The following is an 18868-nucleotide window of genomic DNA, read 5'->3' on the forward strand; positions in this document are numbered from 1 at the left end:
CGTATACGGTGTGACACCTGCCCGGTGCCGGAAGGTTAATTGATGGGGTTAGCCGCAAGGTGAAGCTCTTGATCGAAGCCCCGGTAAACGGCGGCCGTAACTATAACGGTCCTAAGGTAGCGAAATTCCTTGTCGGGTAAGTTCCGACCTGCACGAATGGTGTAACCATGGCCACGCTGTCTCCACCCGAGACTCAGTGAAATTGAAATCGCCGTGAAGATGCGGTGTACCCGCGGCTAGACGGAAAGACCCCGTGAACCTTTACTATAGCTTGGCACTGAACATTGACCCTACATGTGTAGGATAGGTGGGAGGCTGAGAAGCGGTGACGCCAGTTGCCGTGGAGCCGACCTTGAAATACCACCCTTGTATGTTTGATGTTCTAACGTAGGCCCCTAATCGGGGTTGCGGACAGTGCCTGGTGGGTAGTTTGACTGGGGCGGTCTCCTCCCAAAGCGTAACGGAGGAGCACGAAGGTTGGCTAAGTACGGTCGGACATCGTACGGTTAGTGCAATGGCATAAGCCAGCTTAACTGCGAGACGGACAGGTCGAGCAGGTGCGAAAGCAGGTCATAGTGATCCGGTGGTTCTGAATGGAAGGGCCATCGCTCAACGGATAAAAGGTACTCCGGGGATAACAGGCTGATACCGCCCAAGAGTTCATATCGACGGCGGTGTTTGGCACCTCGATGTCGGCTCATCACATCCTGGGGCTGAAGTCGGTCCCAAGGGTATGGCTGTTCGCCATTTAAAGTGGTACGCGAGCTGGGTTCAGAACGTCGTGAGACAGTTCGGTCCCTATCTGCCGTGGGCGTTGGATGATTGAGGGGGGTTGCTCCTAGTACGAGAGGACCGGAGTGAACGAACCGCTGGTGTTCGGGTTGTCATGCCAATGGCACTGCCCGGTAGCTAAGTTCGGAATCGATAACCGCTGAAAGCATCTAAGCGGGAAGCGAGCCCCGAGATGAGTCATCCCAGAGGTCTAGAACCTCCTGAAGGGCCGTCCGAGACTAGGACGTAGATAGGCAGGGTGTGGAAGCGTAGCGATACGTGCAGCTAACCTGTACTAATGACCCGTGCGGCTTAACCATACAACACCCAAGAAGTGTGAGACCTTGCGGTTTCGAGAACAAATTCATCGAAGACAGCTTTTCCGGATTAAAGTTTATGCCTGGCGGCGATAGCGTTGTGGTCCCACCTGACCCCATGCCGAACTCAGAAGTGAAACGCACCCGCGCCGATGATAGTGTGGCAGCTGCCATGTGAAAGTAGGTCACTGCCAGGCACCCAATTGGAAAACCCCGATACGAAAGTGTCGGGGTTTTTTGTGTTTTCGGCTGACCAGAGCCGCTCTTGCAGCAGCCCCCCCTTCGGCGAGGCGAGGGGCGTGTTTGCTTCTGATGTCAGTCCACGTCCCGACCCAGGGCTGCCCGGCGGATGCGGTACCACTGCTGGCGGCTGAGCTGGATATGCTCGGCCTGTACCGCCTGGCTGACTCGTTCAATCCTGCCCGAGCCGATGATCGGCAGCGGTTGGCTGGGCAGCATCATGACCCAGGCAAAGACCACCTGCTCTATGGTGGCGGCATCCACTTCCAGCGCGATCTGTGCCAGCTCATCCCGCAGTGCCTGGAAGGCCGGATCCTTGAACAGTCGACCGCCGCCCAGGCAGGACCAGGCCATGGGTTTGGAATGCCGCCGCTGACATTGATCCAGGGTGCCGTCGGTGAGGGTGTCCTGGTAGAGGGGAGATATCTCTACCTGGTTGGTGACCAGCGGGTAGTCCAGCCGGGACTGCAGCAGCTCGAACTGGCTGGGGGTGAAGTTGGATACCCCGAAATGGCGGACCTTGCCGCTTTTCTTCAGGTTGTTGAAGGCCTTGGCCATTTCATCCGCGTTCATCAGGTAGTCGGGCCTGTGGATCAGCAGCAGATCCAGGTGATCGGTGCCGAAATGGCGCAGCGACTGCTCCGCCGAGGCGATGATATGGGCCTTTTCGCTGTTGTAGTGGGGCAATTGGTGGCCGGGATGGGCGGCGGAAGGCAGGGCGATGCCGCACTTGGTGACGATCTGCAGTTGCTCGCGCAGGCCGGGCTTGAGTTTCAGCGCCTGGCCGAAGGCCGCCTCGCAGCCGTAGCTGCCATAGATATCCGCATGGTCGATGGTGGTGATACCGAGTTCCAGGTGCTGTTCGATAAACCGGAGCAGATCCTGGGGCGACATCTGCCATTCCAGCAGCCGCCAGTAGCCCATGATCAGGCGGGAAAACTTGGGGCCTTCGGGGCTGACTAATACGCGTGTAACGGACATGGCGGAACTCCCTGTTATGAAAAAATAATGATGTTTTGCCAACTATACGTCATTCTGCACCGGCCTGGTCGAGGGCCAGCCTGAGTTCCACTATGCCGTCTTCCAGGTGCATCGTCACCTTGAATCCCAGCTTGCGCGCCAGTACCACCATCCCCCTGTTGGACGGCATGGTGATGCCGCTCAGGCTGTGCAGGCCCCGTTGCCGGGCATAACGGATGATTTTTTCCATCAGCAGCCGGCCCAGGCCCACCCCCTTGAGATCGGAGCGCACCAGCACCGCGAACTCGGCGTCGCTGTTGTCCGGATCCGAGACCGCCCTGACCACGCCGAGAATATCGCCGTTGCCGGCCACCGCCACGAAGGCCATTTCCCGGTCGTAATCGATCTGGGTCATATGAGCCAGCTCCTCATGGCCGATCACCACATCGGCGAAGAAGCGCTTGTACCTGTCCTCATCGGACACGTGGGCGACAAACTCCTTATGGGCCGGCTCGTCTTCGGGCAGTATGGGGCGCAGCAGTATGGGGCTGTCATCCTTCAGCCGGGCCTGCTCCTCCCATTCCTTGGGATAGGGACGGATGGCCAGCCTGGCCTGGCCGTCGCCTTCGAAGGGGCTGAGCCTGAGGCTGACATCCAGCGCGATCATCTCCTTGCCGGTGGCCAGCAGGGGATGGATGTCGAGCCGGGTGATCTCCGGATGGTTGATGATAAGGTGGGACACCTGGGTCAGCACCCGACAGACGGCCTCCATGTCCAGGGCCTGCTGGGAGCGGTTGGCCCTGACCTTGCCACTTTTCAGGGCGTGGATTACCAGGTAGCGGGCCAGGGTCATGTTGAGCGGCGGCAGGGCCACCGCCGCCTGCTCTTCCCCTTCCCAGTCGACGCCGCCGTCGCCCAGCAGTATCACCGGGCCGAACACCGGATCCGAGCGCACCGCGATGTGCAGCTCCTGGGTGCCGGCCCGCCGGGCCATGCGCTGGACCAGCAGGCCGTGGATGCGGGCGCTGGGAAAGGTTTGCCGGACCCGATCGAGAATGGCGTCGGCGGCCTGGGCCACCTCCGCCGCCGAGCGCAGGTTGAGCACCACGCCGGAAACGTCGGACTTGTGGGCGATATCCGGGGAGCGCAGCTTGATCACCACCGGATAGCCGATCTGCTCGGCGATATGGGCCGCTTCGGTGGCGTCCGAGGCAATCCAGGTGGGCAGGGTCTGGATGCCGTAGGCGGCCATCAGCCGGCTGACCTCGTGGGTGTCCAACTGCTGGAGGCCCTGCTGGAAAGCCTCCTGGATCAGTGCCTTGACGGTCTCGGCGTCGCTCGGCATGTCGGAGACGGACTCCGGGGTTTCCATCAGTTGCTTCTGGTTGCGGCGGTATTCCACCAGGTGCATAAAGGCGCCGGCGGCACTTTCCGGGGTACGGTAGGTGGGTATGCCGGCCTCGGTAAAGCAGCGGCGGGCCTCGAACACGCTGGTTTCCCCCGACCAGTTGGTGAGGATGTTGAAGCGCCGGGCCCGGGGGTGCTCCTTGATCACCTGAATAAGCTCCCTGGCCACCAGGGTGCTGTTCACCGCCGCGGAAGGGGCATGCATGATCAGGATGGCGTCGAAGTCGTCGCTGTCGAGCAGCACCTTGAGGCTGGCGATATAGCGCTCCACCGGTGCATCGCCGACGATGTCGATGGGGTTGGTATGGGACCAGGCCGGCGGCAGCACCCTGTCCAGGGCCGACAGGGTGGCCTCGCTCAAGGAAGCCAGCTTGCCGCCCCGGGCCAGCAGGGTATCGATGGCCATGATCGCCGGGCCGCCGCCGTTGGTGAGGATCACCAGCCGCTCGCCGCGCAGGCTCTGGGCATGGTTGAGGGTTTCCACCGCCGCGAACAAGTCATGGGTATCCCTTACCCTGAGCATGCCGGCCCGGCGGATGGCGGCATCGTAGGCCGCGTCCAGCCCCACGTCGCCGCCGGTGTGCAGGTGGCCGAGCTGGGCGCCGATCCGGGTCTTGCCACTCTTGACCACCAGCACCGCCTTGTTGCGCGATGCGGCCCGGGCCGCCGACATAAAGGTGCGGGCGTCCTGGATGGCGTCCATGTACAGCAGTATGGCGTTGGTGTGCCGGTCCCGGGCCAGGTAGTCGAGCAGTTGGGCAAAGTCGATGTCGCTGGCGTCACCCAGGGAGATGAAGTGGGAGAAGCCGATGTCGTTGTGGCGGGCCCAGTCGAGGATGGTGGCGCATACCGCCGCCGACTGGGACACGAAGGCGATGCGGCCCGGCTTGGCGGGGAAGGGGGCGAAACTCACATTCAGACCCAGGTGCGGCAGTATCACGCCCATGCTGTTGGGGCCGAGCAGGCGCATGCCGTGGCGGCGGGCGCCGTCTTTCATCTGCGCCAGCTGTTCGCCGTTGGTGCCGGCGGCCAGGACGATGGCGGCCTTGCAGCCTTTCCGCCCGAGCTGGTCGATGATGCCGGGATTCTTGGCGGCCGGGGTGCAGATGATGGCCAGATCCGGTACTCGTGGCAGGCTCTGGATGTCCGGATAGGCCATGACCCCGGCCACGGCGTCGTACTTGGGGTTGACCGGCATCACCGGGCCGCTGAAGTTGCCGGCCAGCAGGTTTTTCATCACCAGCTTGCCGGCGCCGTTGTCCCGGTGGGAGGCGCCGATCACGGCGATGCTGGCGGGCCGGAAGAGGGCGTCAAGTCCTTGCAGCGGCATAGCGACTCCTTGAGTGGATGAGGGGACTGGGCCCGAGTGGTTCTAGCACATTATAAGATACTGATCCGGATTTCATTTTTAGTGGCGTGAGCGGGTGTCAGGGTTGGGTGATACGAATCTAGCATCCTGCACGAGGGCGTGGCTTGTCTTGCCGCAAGTTCTGTTTGAGTATGATAAAGCCGGAGACCGGGGGCGGGCGTGCAAGGGCATGTTAATTTTTCCGCCGCCCTTGGTCGTTGTTCTCATATGCGTCTAGTTTTATTCAGGCGGGCACGATTAAGGATAATCATTATGGGTTTGAGCAAGCATCTGGGATTTTTCCGCCAGGGGCGCAGCGGCAATGGCCGGCTGCGCGAGGCACTGGAACACGCCATCGACGCCGTGGTGAGCATCGATCAGCACAACAGGGTCGTCTACTTCAATCCGGCGGCGGAACGGCTGTGGGGCTACCGCAGGGACGAAGTGCTGGGCAACAACGTCAATATGCTGGTGCCCGGCGCCATCCGCGCCGCCCACGACGGCTACGTCAACCGCAACCGGGACACCGGGGAGAACCGTATCGTCGGCACCAGTCGCGAGGTACAGCTGCAGCGCAAGGACGGCCAGATGGTGTGGGTGAGCCTGTCCCTTTCCCGCTATAAACTGGGCCGTGATATCGGCTACACCGCCTTCGTGCGCGACATCACCGCCGAGCACAACATGCGGGAGATGATCAACCAGACCCTGGAGCAGGCCATCGACGCCGTGGTGACCATAGACGAACACAACACCGTCACCTTCTTCAACCAGGCGGCGGAGCGGCTCTGGGGCTACGACCGGGCCGAGGTGCTGGGACAGAACGTCAAGATGCTGGTGCCCCACGATATCCGCCCCAACCATGACAACTATGTGAATGCCAACCGCCGCACCGGCCAGGACAAGATCGTCGGCACCAGCCGCGAAGTGCCGGTATTCCGCAAGGACGGCAGCCGGTTGTGGGCCACCCTGGCCCTGTCCAAGGTGCAGCTCGACGGGCGCATCATCTATACCGCCTTCCTCAAGGACGTGACCGCCGAGGTGGAGCGGCGGGAGGAATTCCGGCTGCTGTCACTGGTGGCCAACCGCACCAACAACTCGGTGATCATCACCGATGCCGAGGGGCGCATCGAGTACGTCAACCCGGGCTTCTGCAGCCTGACCGGTTACAGCCTGGACGAGGTCAGGGGCCGCAAGCCCGGCGACTTCCTGCAGGGTGAACTGACCGATCCGGCCACCCGGGCGCGGATCCGCGACTACCTGTCCCGCCAGCAGGCCTTCTACGACGAAATTCTCAACTACGACAAGCAGGGCAACCCCTACTGGGTGTCGCTCGCCATCAACCCGGTGTTCAGCGAGCAGGGCAAGCTGGAGCGCTTTATCTCCATCCAGGTCAACATCACCGAGACCAAGTCCAAGGCGCTGGAGTTCAATGCCCGGCTGGAGGCCATCGGCTCTTCCTTTGCGGTGGCCGAATGGAACGGTAGCGGCGAACTCAGCTATACCAATGCCCTGCTCGACAAGCTGATGCACCGGGATCACGCCGCCATGGCCTCGGGGCCCCTGGGGCGGTTGCGCCAGTTGCTGGGCGAGGACAGCTGGCAGCAACTGCAACAGGGCCGGAGCCTGCAGCGGGATCTGGAAGTGCCTGACGGAGCTGGCCAGGTGGTCTGGCTCGACGTGACCTTCACCCCCATCCTGGATGTGAACCAGCACCTGGCCAAGGTGGTGATGTACGGCTCCGATATCAGCCTGCGCAAGCGCACCATCGAAGAGACCAACAACGCCATGGGGGAAGTGCTGGGCTCGAGCGATCAAATCCAGCATATCGCCCGCACCATCAACGATATCGCCGAACAGACCAACCTGCTGGCCCTGAACGCCGCCATAGAGGCGGCGCGGGCCGGGGAGCAGGGACGGGGTTTCGCGGTGGTGGCCGACGAGGTGCGCACCCTGGCGGCCCGCTCCCGGGCCTCGGCGGACGAGATCAGCCGGCTGCTGGGCGACACCAAGGTGCGCATCGAAGGCCTGGCGGATTCCCTGCAACGGCTCGAGCAGACCGAATAGCTGCCGCCGGGAGGCTCAGCCGAACAGCCGCTCCCGGAACATAAAGAAAACGGCGCCCAGCAGGCAGAGCCCGGCCCAGACGAAGTCCATGCGGAAGGGCTCCTTCAGGTAGAGGATGGAGAAGGGCACGAACACCGACAGGGTGATCACCTCCTGCAGTATCTTCAGCTGGCCCACGTTGACCACCTGGACGCCGATGCGGTTGGCCGGCACCTGCAGCAGGTATTCGAACAGGGCGATGCCCCAGCTGATCAGGGCGGCCCAGATCCAGGGGCTGTTCTGCATGTTCTTCAGGTGGCCGTACCAGGCGAAGGTCATAAAGATATTGCTGAGCGTCAGCAGGCCGATGGTGATAAGCAAAGGGTTCATGACATGATCTCCGGATAAGGCGCGCGGATTATCGGGCCTGGCGCAAACTTGCACAAGATGGTGGCGTCCCGGCACTGTGGTTTTTTTCATCACGACGCGTTCCTGTGGTTCCCGGGCCCGGTGGCGGGTAGACTGGTGGAAACGCCATGTCACCAAGGTTCAAGATGCAGTTTCCCACCATCGAAGATTTTGTCGGCAACACCCCCCTGGTGCGCTTGCAGCGGCTGGCCGGCCACACCCGCAGCCAGGTGCTGGTCAAGCTGGAAGGCAACAACCCGGCGGGCTCGGTCAAGGACAGGCCGGCGCTCAACATGATCCGCCAGGCCGAGGCCAGGGGCCGGATCCGGCCCGGCGACACCCTGATCGAAGCCACCAGCGGCAATACCGGCATCGCCCTGGCCATGGCCGCCGCCATCAAGGGCTACCGCATGGTGCTGATCATGCCCGACAACGCCACCGAAGAACGCAAGGCCTCGATGCGGGCCTATGGCGCCGAGCTGATCCTGGTCAGCAAGGAAGAAGGCATGGAAGGGGCCCGGGACCTGGCCGATAGCATGGCCGCCGAGGGCAAGGGCGTCATCCTGGATCAGTTCAACAACCCGGACAATCCGCAAGCCCACCTGCTGACCACCGGGCCGGAGATCTGGCGCCAGACCGGGGGACTGCTCACCCACTTTGTGTCCAGCATGGGCACCACCGGCACCATCATGGGGGTGTCGCAATACCTGAAGCAGCAGAACCCCGCCATACAAATCGTCGGCCTGCAGCCCGGCGAGGGCAGCCAGATCCCCGGCATCCGCCGCTGGCCCGAGGCCTACCTGCCGGGCATCTTTGACAAGAGCCGGGTGGATCAGGTGCTGGACATCGGCGAGGCGGAGGCGGTGGACACCATGCTCCGGCTGGCGCGGGAGGAAGGCATCTTCTGCGGGATCAGTTCCGGCGGCGCCGTGGCCGGCGCCCTCCGGCTGGCGGAGCAGGTCGACGATGCCCTGATCGTGGCCATCATCTGCGACCGGGGCGATCGCTACCTGTCATCCGGGGTGTTCAACGGCATCCAGGCTTGAAGCCGATCGCTGGAAGCTTGAAGATGGCCGGCTTCCGGCTTCCGGCTTCCGGCTTCCGGCTTCCGGCTTCCGGCTTCCGGCTTCCGGCTTCCGGCTTTATGGCTCAGGACGCTTTCTGCCCCCGGGCGCGCCGCCATTCCCGCCAGGGAGCCCGGCGGCCGCCGGGGCTGCCATTCAGTACCAGGTGGGCGGCCAGGCCGAACACCACGCCCCACAGGGCCGACGACAGCCCGTACAGCGACAGCCCCGAGGCGGTGACGATAAAGGCGATCAGCGCGGCTTCCCGCCCCTTCGGCTCCTCCAGCGCGGTCACCAGATTGCCGCCGATGGCGCCGAGCAGGGCCAGGCCGGCCAGCACCGCCACGAAGGCCACCGGCAGCGAGGTGAACAGGCTCACTATGGTGCCGGCGAAGAGGCCGCCCACCAGGTAGAAGACGCCGTTGAACACCCCGGCCACATAGCGCCGCTTGGGATCCTCATGGGCGTCCTTGCCGGCGCAGATGGCGGCGGTGATGGCGGCCACCACTATGCTGATGCCGCCGAACAGCGCCATGGGCAGGGACACCAGGCTGGTCACGCCGAGCACGGGCCTGGCCCCGACCGGGTAGCCGGCGCCATGCAGTATCGCCATGCCCGGCAGGAACTGGCCGGACAGGCTGACCAGTACCAGCGGTAGCGCCAGGCCCAGGGTGGCGGCCAGCGACCATTCCGGCCTGATCAGTTGCGGGGTGGCCAGCTCCCAGCGCAGGCCGGCCAGCGACGCCCCCTCCAGCACCATCGCCAGCAGTATGCCGGCCAGCAGCAGCAGGATCAGGCTGTACTTGGGCCAGAGCCGGCGACACAGCAGATAGGCGGCCAGCATGCCGAGGGCCAGGGCGGGGGAGCCGTCGATGGCGGTGAAGGCACCCACCCCGAACTGGAACAGGATGCCGGCCATCATGCCGGCGGCCACGCCTTTGGGAATGGCGCGCACCAGGGCGTCGAAGCTGCCGGACAGGCCGATCACCAGGGTGATGGCGGCGGCGGTAAGGTAGGCGCCCACCGCCTCGTTGAGCGACAGCCCGGGAAACAGGGTCACCAGCAGGGCGGTGCCCGGGGCCGACCAGGCGGTGACCACGGGCACCCTGAGCCAGAGCGACAGCACCATGCCGGAGACGGCGGCACCGAGGGAAATGGCCCATACCCAGGAGGTCATCATCTCCTGGGACACGCCGGCGCTGGCGCCGGCCTGGAAGAAGATGGCGAGCGGCCCGGCGTAGGACACCAGCACCGCCAGAAAGCCCGCGGCCACCGCCGGCAGCGACAGATCGCGCAGAAAAGAGGTCATATCCGGCTCCTTCTGAAAATAAAGCAATATGAGGGATAAATAGCGGGTTCTATCAGGCCGCGACAAACTTTCGGAGTCGCCCAATCCAGTAGCACCCATGCTCAAATAGGCGGACAAAGGGAACGGCTCCGCCGACCGTCACATGCCAGGGATGGCATGTGCCGAGCGACACATGGATGTGCTTGAAGCGTGTCGGCGGAGTTGGCCCTTTGGCCGACTTCTTCGGGCCATGATGACGGCTTTGTCGACAAACTGATAGCCCCGGCACAAGGCCGGGGCCATGGTTATCGCCGCGAGGGATCAGCCTTGGGTCGCCGCGCCGGCTTCGGCGGCGGGCTGGCTGGCGCCGAGGCGCCGGCCCACCAGGGCGATGGCCAGGGTGGCGATGGCGCCCGGTATCGCCAGCACCAGGAAGTTCATCTGGTGCGGCAGCGCCAGGGCCAGCAGGGTGCCGCCCAGCATGGGACCGACGATGGCCCCGTTGCGGCCGATGCCAGAGGCCCAGCCGAGGGCGGTGGAGCGGATGCTGGCCGGGTAGAACTGGGCCACATAGGCATACAGCAGGATCTGCGAGCCGATGGTGGTGGCGCCGGCCACGGCCATCAGGCTGTACAGCAGCCACATGGGGTGGGGATAGCCGAGCAGCACCAGGGAGGCGGAGGCCAGCATAAAGAAGGTCACCAGCACCGAGCGCAGCGAGAAGCGATCGGCCAGCCAGCCGCCGCCCACGGCGCCGACGATGGCGCCGATGTTCAGCACCATCAGCGACATCAGGCTGGAGCCCAGGGCGTAGCCGGCCATGGACATCAGCTTGGGCAGCCAGGAGCCGAGGGCGTAGACCATCAGCAGGCAGCAGAAGAAAGCGGTCCAGAACATCAGGGTGCTGAGGGCACGGCCGCCGCGCAGCAGCTCCAGCACCGGCGCCTTCTGCTCCTTGACCGGCGGCACCACCAGCTTGTCCTCACCGCGAATCTGCCGCTCCGGCGCCACCTTCTGCAGCAGCACCCGGGCTTCTTCCTGGCGGTTCTGCGCCATCAGGAAAGCCACCGACTCGGGCAGGTACTTGATCATCAGCGGCAGCAGCAGCAGGGGGGCGGCGGCCAGGTAGAACATGATCTCCCAGCCGTAGTTGGGCACTATCCAGATGCCGAGGCCGGCGGACATCATGCCACCCACCGCGTAGCCGCTGAACATCAGCGCCACCAGGGTGCTGCGGTTCTTCTTGGGCGAGTATTCGCTCATCAGCGACACCACATTGGGCATGACGCCGCCGATGCCGAGGCCGGCGATAAAGCGCAGGATGCCGAACTGCCAGGGATTGGCGGCCAGGCCGTTGAGCACAGTGGTGAGGCTGAACAGCACCACGCACATCAGTATGGTGTTTTTGCGGCCGAGCTTGTCCGACAGCATGCCGAAGCCCATGGCCCCGAACATCATGCCGAACAGGGCGCTGCTGCCCAGCAGGCCGGCCACGTAGGGGTTGAGCGACCACTGATCCATCAGGATCGGCAGCACCACCCCGTAAATGACCAGGTCGTAGCCGTCGAAAATGATGATCAGGGTGCACCAGAACAGCACCTTCCAGTGGAAGGGGGTGAAGCTGGCGTTGTCTATGGTGTCGTTGACATCGATATGTTTCATCAGGTGTTACTCCGCATTATGTCCTTAAGTCTGGAGTCCGGGGGCCTGGGCCCCCGCAGTTCCGATGTAAAGGCGGTCGATTCCTCCGGCCGCCTTTTCGTGTATCAGCCCAGATCTCCGCCCGCCACGGGGAGAATGGTGCCGGTGATATAGCTGGCCTCGTCGGAGGCGAGGAACAAAATGGCCGCCGCCTGCTCGTCCAGGGTGCCGTAACGGTGCATCAGGCTGGTGGCCTTGGTCTGCTCGACCAGGGTCTGGTACCACTGCCGTTCCCGTTCGCCCTGGGCCTCGCTGTTGCGCGGGGTCAGCCGGGGCGGTGCCTCGGTGCCGCCGGGGGCGGTGGCGTTGACCCGGATACCGTGTTCGGCGTATTCAAAGGCTAGGTTGACGGTCATGGCGTTGACCCCGCCCTTGGCGGCGCCGTAGGGCACCCGCATCAGGCCGCGGGTGGCCACCGACGACACATTGACGATGGCGCCGTGACGCTGCGCCACCATATGGGGCAGCACCGCCCGGCAGCACCACAGGGTGGGGAACAGGGAGCGCTGGATTTCCTTCTGGATCTGCTCCGGGCTGTAGTGCTCGTAAGGCTGGGCCCAGATGGTGCCGCCCACGTTGTTGACCAGCACGTCGATGCGACCGAACCGCTCATGGGCTTTGGTCATCAGGGTCTCGGCCCCGTCCCAGCTTTCCAGATCGGCCTGCACCGCCAGGGTCTCGGCGCCCTGTTGTTCGAGTTCGGCCGCCAGCTCGTGCACGTAATCCGCCAGATCCGCCAGCACCAGGCGGGCACCTTCCGCCGCTGCCCGCTCGGCCACCCGCCGGCCTATGCCCTGGGCGGCGCCGGTGATCACCATCACCTTGTCCTGGAAGCGGGCGCTCATGCTACCTGCTCCGTGACGGCGGTGATGCTGGGGCTGAACTTCTCGTAGTGGAAGGAGGCGGGCTGTATGCCTTGGCTGCGGAAGTAGCCCAGCACCGCGTCCACCATGGGCGGCGGACCGCACAGGTAGACGTCCACCTCGCCGTGCTGGAGGGGAGCGTCTTCCATATGGTTGGTGACATAGCCCTTGCGCGGGTGGGCGCTGTCGGCGCCGGCCACCACCGTCTTGAAGCTGAAGTGTTCGATCTCGGCGGCGAAGCGCTCCAGCGCCTCGACCCCGACCAGGTCGTCGTCGTTGGTCACGCCGTAGATCAGGTGCACCGGCTGGTCGCAGCCTTTGGCCCTGAGATCTTCCAGCATCGCCAGGAAGGGCGCCAGGCCGGTGCCACCGGCCAGCATCAGCACCGGGCGCGCCACCGGGCGCAGGTAGAACACGCCCATGGGGCCGGTCAGGCTCAGCCGGTCGCCGGCCCGGGCCTGGCCCACCAGCCAGGAGCTCATCAGGCCGCCCGGCACGTTGCGGATCAGGAAGCTCAGCTCCCGGCTGCCCGGGCGCGAGCTGAAGGAGTAGGCGCGGCTTTCCTCGCTGCCCGGCACCTTGATGTTGACGTACTGGCCCGGCAGGAAGGGGACCTCCTGGTCCGCGTTCACCTTGAGTTCGATGGCGGTGGGGGAGATCAGGTTGACCTCGGCCAGGGTGCCGCCGAACTCCACCTGGCCGGTCTTGCACAGGGTGGAGGGGGCGGGGATCTCCACCACGCAGTCGCCGGAGGGCACCATCTGGCAGGTGAGCACCTTGCCCTCGGCCACTTCCTCCTCGGTCAGGGCCTCGTCGAGGTAGTCGTCGCCCAGGTCGAAACTGCCCTGGCGGCAGCTGCCCTTGCAGGTGCCACAGACACCGTCGGAGCAGTCCATGGGCAGCTTGATCTGGTTGCGGTAGGCCGCGTCCAGCACGGTTTCCCCCGGGTTGCAGTTGATGAAGCGGGTGACGCCGTCTTCGAAGTTGAGGGCTATGTTGTAGCTCATGATCCTCTCCCCACCGGTTACAGGTGATAGATATCAATCACCTGATTGATGTAGTCGTTGTTCAGGATGATTTTCTTCTCGGTGATCACCGGCTGCTCACCGCTGGTGTCCAGGGTGTAGAAGGAGGTGCCGAAGAAGAACTGGGTCTGGTTGTAGCGGTGGCTGTTGGTCTGCCAGTTGAAGCGCAGCTTCACGCTGTTGCCCGCCTGCTCCAGGATCTCCAGGTTGCTGGTCAGGTGGGTGGTGCGCGGCTCCGGCAAGGAGCTGGCGCCGGAGCGCTCGGTCTTGATGCGGTAGACGCGGTCTTCCAGGCCCTGGCGGTTCGGGTAGTAGATCAGCGAGATTTCACGCTGGGGATCCTCGGTCAGCCGGTCCTCGTCGTCCCAGGCGGGCATCCAGTACACCACCTCTTCGTGGTAGCACTGCAGCCACTCGTCCCACTGGCGGTCGTCCAGCAGGCGGGCCTCCCGGTGGATAAAGGCCTGGATTTGTTCGAAGCTCATGCTCATGCGCAAGTCTCCTGTTCGGTGATGGAAATCAGGCGGGCCCGCTCGGTTGCTACGGCTTGCAGCATCTCCTTGACCCAGTGCTGGTGGTGGGTGACGTAAAGCCCTTCGTCCTCCGGTTTGGCGCCGCTCAGCATGGGCTTGAGGCCGATGGCATCGGCGCCGGCGTCCGGCCCCTGGATCCAGTGGGTGGCGCCCCGGCTCATGTCGTTCCACTTCAGGCCGCGGGCTTCGTACCCCTGTTGGCAGGCGCGGAACTCTTCCAGGTCGTCCGGGGTACCCATGCCGCTGACGTTGAAGAAGTCTTCGTACTGGCGGATGCGTTTGGCGCGATCGGCCGCCGGCTCGTTCTTCGGCGCCCAGCAGTAGATGGTGATCTCGGTCTTGTCGACGGAGATAGGGCGCAGCACCCGGATCTGGGTGGAGAACTGGTCCATCAGGTAGACGTTCGGGTACAGGCACAGGTTCTTGGTGGTGTTGACGATGGCATCGGCCCGGGCCGCGCCCAGCTGTTGCTCCAGCCGTTGCTGGTGTTGGTACACCGGCCGCACCTGGGGATTGGTGAGCCGGGTCCACAGCATCATGTGGCCGTTGTCGAAGGAGTAGAAACCGCCCTCGTTGGACCAGCTCTTGGCGTCCACCGCCTCGGTGCCGCCCTTCTCGTAGTTGCGCTGGCTCATGGTGGACAGGTAGTTCCAGTGCACCGTGCCCACATGGTAGCCGTCGGCGCCGTTTTCGGCGGTCAGCTTCCAGTTGCCTTCATAGGTATAGGTGGAGCTGCCGCGCAGCACTTCCAGCCCGTCTTCCGCCTGATCGACCATGTTGTCGATGATCTTGGTGGTTTCGCCCAGGTATTCCTGCAGAGGTTTGACGTCGGCGTTGAGGCTGCCGAACAGGAAGCCGCGGTAGGATTCGAACTTCGGCAGCCGCTTCAGGTCGTGGGAGCCGTCGGTGCTGAAGCTGTCGGGGTAGCCGCCCTTCTTCTGGTCGCGGGCCTTCAGCAGCTGACCGTCGTTCTTGAAGGTCCAGCCGTGGAAGGGGCAGGTAAAGGAGGCCTTGTTGCCGCGCTTCTTGCGGCACAGGGTGGCGCCCCGGTGGGAGCAGGTGTTGAGCAGTGCCTGCAGCTCGCCTTCCTTGGTGCGGGTGATCATCACCGGCTGGCGGCCGACGGTGGTGGTGAAGTAGTCACCGGGATTTTCCACCTGGCTTTCGTGGGCCAGGTAGATCCAGTTGCCTTCGAAGATGTGCTTCATCTCCAGGTCGAACAGTTCCTGGTCGGTGAAGATGCTGCGGTCGCAGCGGTAGTGGCCGCTCTGGGCGTCGGCTTCCACCGCGCCGCGGATCTTGTGCTCGAGTCGATCGAGTTGGCGAGTCATCTGTCGTCACTCCATGTGAGGCCGCCGGCCGGTTCAGGGCATGAGTCTCCCCGGGCCGCTCCCGTGGAGGGCGACCGGCAGGCGGCTTGTGGTCTGGGCTGAATTAAGCGGTTTCGCCTTCCAGGGCGCGCTTGCGCTCGTGGCGGACCTGCAGTTCGGGTTTGTCGGTGGCCAGCAGCCGGATGTTGAACTCCACCCGGGTGAAGGGCTGGTTCAGGCCGAGCTGTTCGGCGGCGGCCGGATCCTCGACGCGTACCGCGTCCACCACCAGCTCCTCGCGGGTGGCGAAGGCGAAGTCGTCGTAGGTGTATTCGTCGCCGGCCAGGTTGATCTGGGTGGTCAGGTGCTTGTAGCCCGGCTTGGACACGAAGAAGTGGATATGGGCCGGGCGGCGGCCGTGACGGCCGAGCTGGTTCAGCAGGGCCTGGGTGGCGCCTTCCGGCGGGCAGCCGTAACCGGAGGGGATGATGCTTTGGGCGGTGTAGCGGCCCTGGGCGTCGGTCTTGATCCGGCGGCGCAGGTTGTACTCGCTCTGGGACTGGTCAAAGTAGGAGTAGGCGCCCTTGAGGTCGGCGTGCCAGAGGTCGACGATGGCATCGGCCAGGGGCTGGCCGTGCTGGTCGGTGACCTGACCGGTGAGGATCATGGTTTCACCGGCCTGGCTGCCGTCGTCCATGCGGGCGAAGCCGTCGGAGAGGGGGGCGCCGGCCACGTACAGGGGACCTTCGATGGTGCGCGGGGTGCCGCCGGCCAGGCCGGCCTGTTCGTCCTCGGCATCCTGGCGGATGTCCAGGTAGCGGTCCATCCCCAGGCCCGGGGCCAGCAGGGCGGCCTCGCCGTTCTTGCCCAGATCGTTGAGGTAGTAGACGGCACTCCAGAATTCTTCCGGGGTGATGTCCAGATCCTCGATGAGCTGGAAGACATCGTGCATGACGCGGTGAACGATGGTTTTTACCCGCTCGTTGCCGCCGGCCTGGTTCAGACCGGCTACTTTTTCCAGCAGTGTTGTGACTTCCTGAGTGTGCATGGTCTTGACTGACATTGCTCTGGCTCCTTGCTTGTTATCGGGTCGTAGGGGTACTGATTACTTGCTTAACGGTTACTTGCTTAACGGTCATCCTGGTGGATGGAGGACGGGTGCCGGCACAGGGGCGCGACACTGATGTCCATGTAGGGAAACAGCGGCAGGGCGCTTACCAGCTCCTGCAGCTCGGCGTTGTCCGCCACGTCGAAGATGCTGACGTTGGCGTAGCTGCCGGCCACCCGCCACAGGTGGCGCCACTTGCCCTGGCGCTGCAGCTCCTGGGCGTAGGCCTTCTCCCGGGCCTTGATCTCGGCGGCCACCTCGGCCGGCATGTCGTGGGGCAGGTTCACCTTCATCTCGACTTTGAACAGCATGTCTTGTCCTCCTGTTGGCGGGCCTCGCGGCCTCTGTTTATTTCCGGCGGTACCGGGCCAGCTTGTCTTCGTCTATCGCCAGGCCCAGGCCGGGCCCGGCGGGCAGTTCGACGCCGTTGTGATGGAAATTCAGCGGCGTCACCACTATGTCGTCCTTTAACAGCCGCGGGCCGAACATCTCGGTGCCCCAGTGCAGCCGGTCCAGGGTGGCCCAGGCGTGCAGGGAGGCGGCGGTGCCGATGGTGCCTTCCAGCAGGGTGCCGCCGTAGAGGCCGACCCCGGCGGCGCCGGCCACCGCCGCCACTTCCAGTGCCCGCAGCGGGCCGCCGGCCTTGGCGATCTTGAGCGCCACGGCGCCGGCGAAGCCGGCCGAGGCCAGGCGGAACATGTCGCCGGCGTCGGCCACCGCCTCGTCCGCCAGGATCGGCAGGTGGAACTTCGCGGACAGCCGCACCAGGGCGTCGTGATCCTTCATCGGCGTGGGCTGCTCCACCAGATCGATGCCGGCGGCCTGCAGTTCGGCCATGCCCCGGGCGGCGGTGCTTTCATCCCAGGCCTGGTTGACGTCGACCCGCACGCTGGCGCCCTCTCCCAGGGCTTCCTTGATCGCCGCCACGTGGCGCACGTCGTCCATCAGCGGGCGGGAGCCGATCTTGAGCTTGAAGTCGCAGTGGCGCTGGGCGGCGATCAGGCTTTTGGCCTCGTCGATGTCCCGGGCGGTGTCGCCGCTGGCCAGGGTCCAGAGCACCGGGATGTGCCGGTGCACGGCGCCGCCGAGCAGCTGGTGCAGCGGCTGATCCAGGCGCTTGCCCTGCAGGTCGAGCAGGGCGGTTTCGATGGCGGACTTGGCCAGGTTGTTGCCGCGGGTCGCCCGGTTGAGCCCTACCCTGAGGGTATTGATGGCGTCCGCCGGCCGGCCGAGCAACAGGGGGCTGAAGTAGCTGTCGATGGTCAGCTTGACGCTTTCGGGGCTTTCCGGGCCGTAGGCCAGGCCGCCGATGGTGGTGGCTTCGCCCAGACCTTCGAGGCCGTCGCTGTCCTTGATTCGCACTATGACCATGGTCTGCACGCCCATGGTGGCCATGGACAGCTTGTGCGGGCGTATGGTCGGGATGTCGACCAGGATGGCTTCGATGGACTGGATGGTTGCTGACATGTAAGCTCCGAACGTCGAGTGATAACTGTCTGTTGCGATGAAGTTACATTTTCGGAGTCATACTCACCAATATTGATTAAGTCGCAACCAATACCCTGGAGGTATGGATGGAGCTGAGACACCTGCGCTATTTCATCGCGGTGGCGGAAGAGCTGAACCTGACCCGGGCGGCGGAACGGCTGTTCATCGCCCAGCCGCCCCTGACCCGGCAGATCAAGCAGCTGGAGGAAGAGCTGGGGGTGAAGCTGTTTATCCGCAAGGCCAGGGGGCTGGAGCTGACCCAGGGCGGCCTGTACTTCCTGCAGCAGGCCCGCACCATCATGGACCGGGTGGACGCCAGCATCGAGGGCACGCGGCAGATCGCCCAGTTGCGCAAGACGGTGTTCGCCATCGGCTTCGTGCCCTCGGTGTTCTACGGCCAGCTGCCGCTGATGGTGCGCCGGCTGCGGCGCAACAAGAACCTGGAGATCGTGCTGCACGAGCTCAAGACCCGGGAGCAGATAGAGGCGCTCAAGAGCGGCAAGATCGACATCGGTTTCGGCCGGGTGCACATCGAGGATCCGGACGTGGAGCAGGAGGTGCTGTTCAACGAGCCCTTGCTCATCGCCCTGCCCGCGTCCCATCCCCTGGTCGGGCGATCACCGACCATGGCGGAGCTGGCGGAAGTACCCATGGTGGCCTTTCCCGCCGGCCCCGGCCCCAACTTCGTCGACGTGGCCCTGGGGCTGTTCCACAGGCGGGGCCTGAAGCTGCAGGTGATCCAGCAGGTCAACGATCTGCAGACGGCGCTGTCGCTGGTGGCCTCGGAAATGGGCTTCACCCTGGTGCCGGAGCAGGTGCACAAGCTGAAGCGGGATGGGGTGGCGTTCGTGTCGGTGGGGGATGAAAAGCTCACCATTCCGGTGATCGCCTCCCGCCGCCGGGGCGAGAACCCCAACGCGGCGATGCGGCTGGTCAACACCATACTGGCGGAGCTGGTGGAAAACCGGCTGACCGGGCGTTACCCCTGATTGGC

Annotated in this window: 15 protein-coding genes and 2 rRNA genes (1 of these 17 running past the window's edge); 5 read left to right on the plus strand and 12 right to left on the minus strand. The window is 64.4% G+C overall.

Features of this window, described 5'->3' with window-relative positions:
• Positions 1 to 1091, plus strand: a 23S ribosomal RNA gene (locus AN401_RS00120); it begins 1799 nt to the left of the window's first position.
• Between the two features lie 79 nt (positions 1092 to 1170).
• Positions 1171 to 1285, plus strand: a 5S ribosomal RNA gene (rrf, locus tag AN401_RS00125).
• 118 nt (positions 1286 to 1403) lie between these two features.
• Here rrf and AN401_RS00130 read toward each other — a convergent pair.
• The gene (locus AN401_RS00130; RefSeq protein WP_096778222.1) at positions 1404 to 2309 is read right to left on the minus strand and encodes an aldo/keto reductase; all 906 of its coding nucleotides are present in this window, start codon (positions 2307 to 2309) and stop codon (positions 1404 to 1406) included.
• 49 nt (positions 2310 to 2358) lie between these two features.
• A complete protein-coding gene (locus tag AN401_RS00135; protein ID WP_094041156.1) occupies positions 2359 to 5025 on the minus strand; it encodes a bifunctional acetate--CoA ligase family protein/GNAT family N-acetyltransferase in 2667 nt (888 codons plus the stop codon).
• A gap of 291 nt (positions 5026 to 5316) precedes the next feature.
• On the opposite strand from AN401_RS00135, the gene AN401_RS20225 reads away from it, so the two are divergent.
• Positions 5317 to 7107, plus strand: a complete 1791-nt coding sequence (locus AN401_RS20225) for a PAS domain S-box protein (protein ID WP_096778223.1) — start codon at positions 5317 to 5319, stop codon at positions 7105 to 7107.
• A 15-nt stretch (positions 7108 to 7122) separates the two neighbouring features.
• On the opposite strand, the gene AN401_RS00145 is transcribed toward AN401_RS20225, so the two are convergent.
• Positions 7123 to 7476 (minus strand): DMT family protein, encoded by a 354-nt coding sequence (locus AN401_RS00145; RefSeq protein WP_094041154.1) that lies wholly within the window; start codon positions 7474 to 7476, stop codon positions 7123 to 7125.
• A gap of 164 nt (positions 7477 to 7640) precedes the next feature.
• Here AN401_RS00145 and cysM point away from each other — a divergent pair, with 164 nt between their 5' ends.
• Positions 7641 to 8540 (plus strand): cysteine synthase CysM, encoded by a 900-nt coding sequence (cysM, locus tag AN401_RS00150; RefSeq protein WP_094041153.1) that lies wholly within the window; start codon positions 7641 to 7643, stop codon positions 8538 to 8540.
• Positions 8541 to 8643: 103 nt separating this feature from the next.
• Here the strand turns inward: cysM and AN401_RS00155 are convergent, their stop codons facing one another.
• The 9 genes from AN401_RS00155 to AN401_RS00195 form a co-directional block, all read right to left on the minus strand.
• Complete coding sequence (locus AN401_RS00155) at positions 8644 to 9867, minus strand: benzoate/H(+) symporter BenE family transporter (RefSeq protein WP_094041152.1); 1224 nt, start codon at positions 9865 to 9867, stop codon at positions 8644 to 8646.
• Positions 9868 to 10167: 300 nt separating this feature from the next.
• Positions 10168 to 11508 carry an MFS transporter gene (locus AN401_RS00160; protein ID WP_096778224.1) on the minus strand — a complete coding sequence of 447 codons (1341 nt, stop codon included), beginning with the start codon at positions 11506 to 11508 and terminating at the stop codon, positions 10168 to 10170.
• A 104-nt stretch (positions 11509 to 11612) separates the two neighbouring features.
• Positions 11613 to 12392: a benzoate diol dehydrogenase BenD gene (gene benD / locus AN401_RS00165; protein WP_094040521.1), complete on the minus strand. Its 780-nt coding sequence runs from the start codon at positions 12390 to 12392 to the stop codon at positions 11613 to 11615.
• Complete coding sequence (gene benC / locus AN401_RS00170) at positions 12389 to 13417, minus strand: benzoate 1,2-dioxygenase electron transfer component BenC (protein ID WP_096778225.1); 1029 nt, start codon at positions 13415 to 13417, stop codon at positions 12389 to 12391. The genes benD and benC overlap by 4 nt, the downstream gene beginning before the upstream one ends.
• Positions 13418 to 13434: 17 nt before the next feature.
• Entirely contained in the window at positions 13435 to 13926 is a 492-nt protein-coding gene (gene benB / locus AN401_RS00175; protein WP_096778226.1) for a benzoate 1,2-dioxygenase small subunit, read from the minus strand.
• Entirely contained in the window at positions 13923 to 15299 is a 1377-nt protein-coding gene (locus AN401_RS00180; RefSeq protein WP_094040518.1) for a Rieske 2Fe-2S domain-containing protein, read from the minus strand. The genes benB and AN401_RS00180 overlap by 4 nt, the downstream gene beginning before the upstream one ends.
• A gap of 103 nt (positions 15300 to 15402) precedes the next feature.
• Positions 15403 to 16341, minus strand: coding sequence for a catechol 1,2-dioxygenase (catA, locus tag AN401_RS00185; protein WP_094040517.1), 939 nt, complete (start codon positions 16339 to 16341; stop codon positions 15403 to 15405).
• A gap of 65 nt (positions 16342 to 16406) precedes the next feature.
• Positions 16407 to 16697, minus strand: coding sequence for a muconolactone Delta-isomerase (gene catC / locus AN401_RS00190; RefSeq protein WP_094040516.1), 291 nt, complete (start codon positions 16695 to 16697; stop codon positions 16407 to 16409).
• A 37-nt stretch (positions 16698 to 16734) separates the two neighbouring features.
• Positions 16735 to 17853 carry a muconate/chloromuconate family cycloisomerase gene (locus tag AN401_RS00195; RefSeq protein ID WP_094040515.1) on the minus strand — a complete coding sequence of 373 codons (1119 nt, stop codon included), beginning with the start codon at positions 17851 to 17853 and terminating at the stop codon, positions 16735 to 16737.
• A gap of 107 nt (positions 17854 to 17960) precedes the next feature.
• Here AN401_RS00195 and AN401_RS00200 point away from each other — a divergent pair, with 107 nt between their 5' ends.
• Positions 17961 to 18863 carry a LysR family transcriptional regulator gene (locus tag AN401_RS00200; RefSeq protein WP_096778227.1) on the plus strand — a complete coding sequence of 301 codons (903 nt, stop codon included), beginning with the start codon at positions 17961 to 17963 and terminating at the stop codon, positions 18861 to 18863.
• The last annotated feature ends 5 nt before the right edge of the window (positions 18864 to 18868 follow it).

Origin of the sequence: Zobellella denitrificans, from assembly GCF_002407485.1 — a bacterium.
Classification (GTDB): domain Bacteria; phylum Pseudomonadota; class Gammaproteobacteria; order Enterobacterales; family Aeromonadaceae; genus Oceanimonas; species Oceanimonas denitrificans.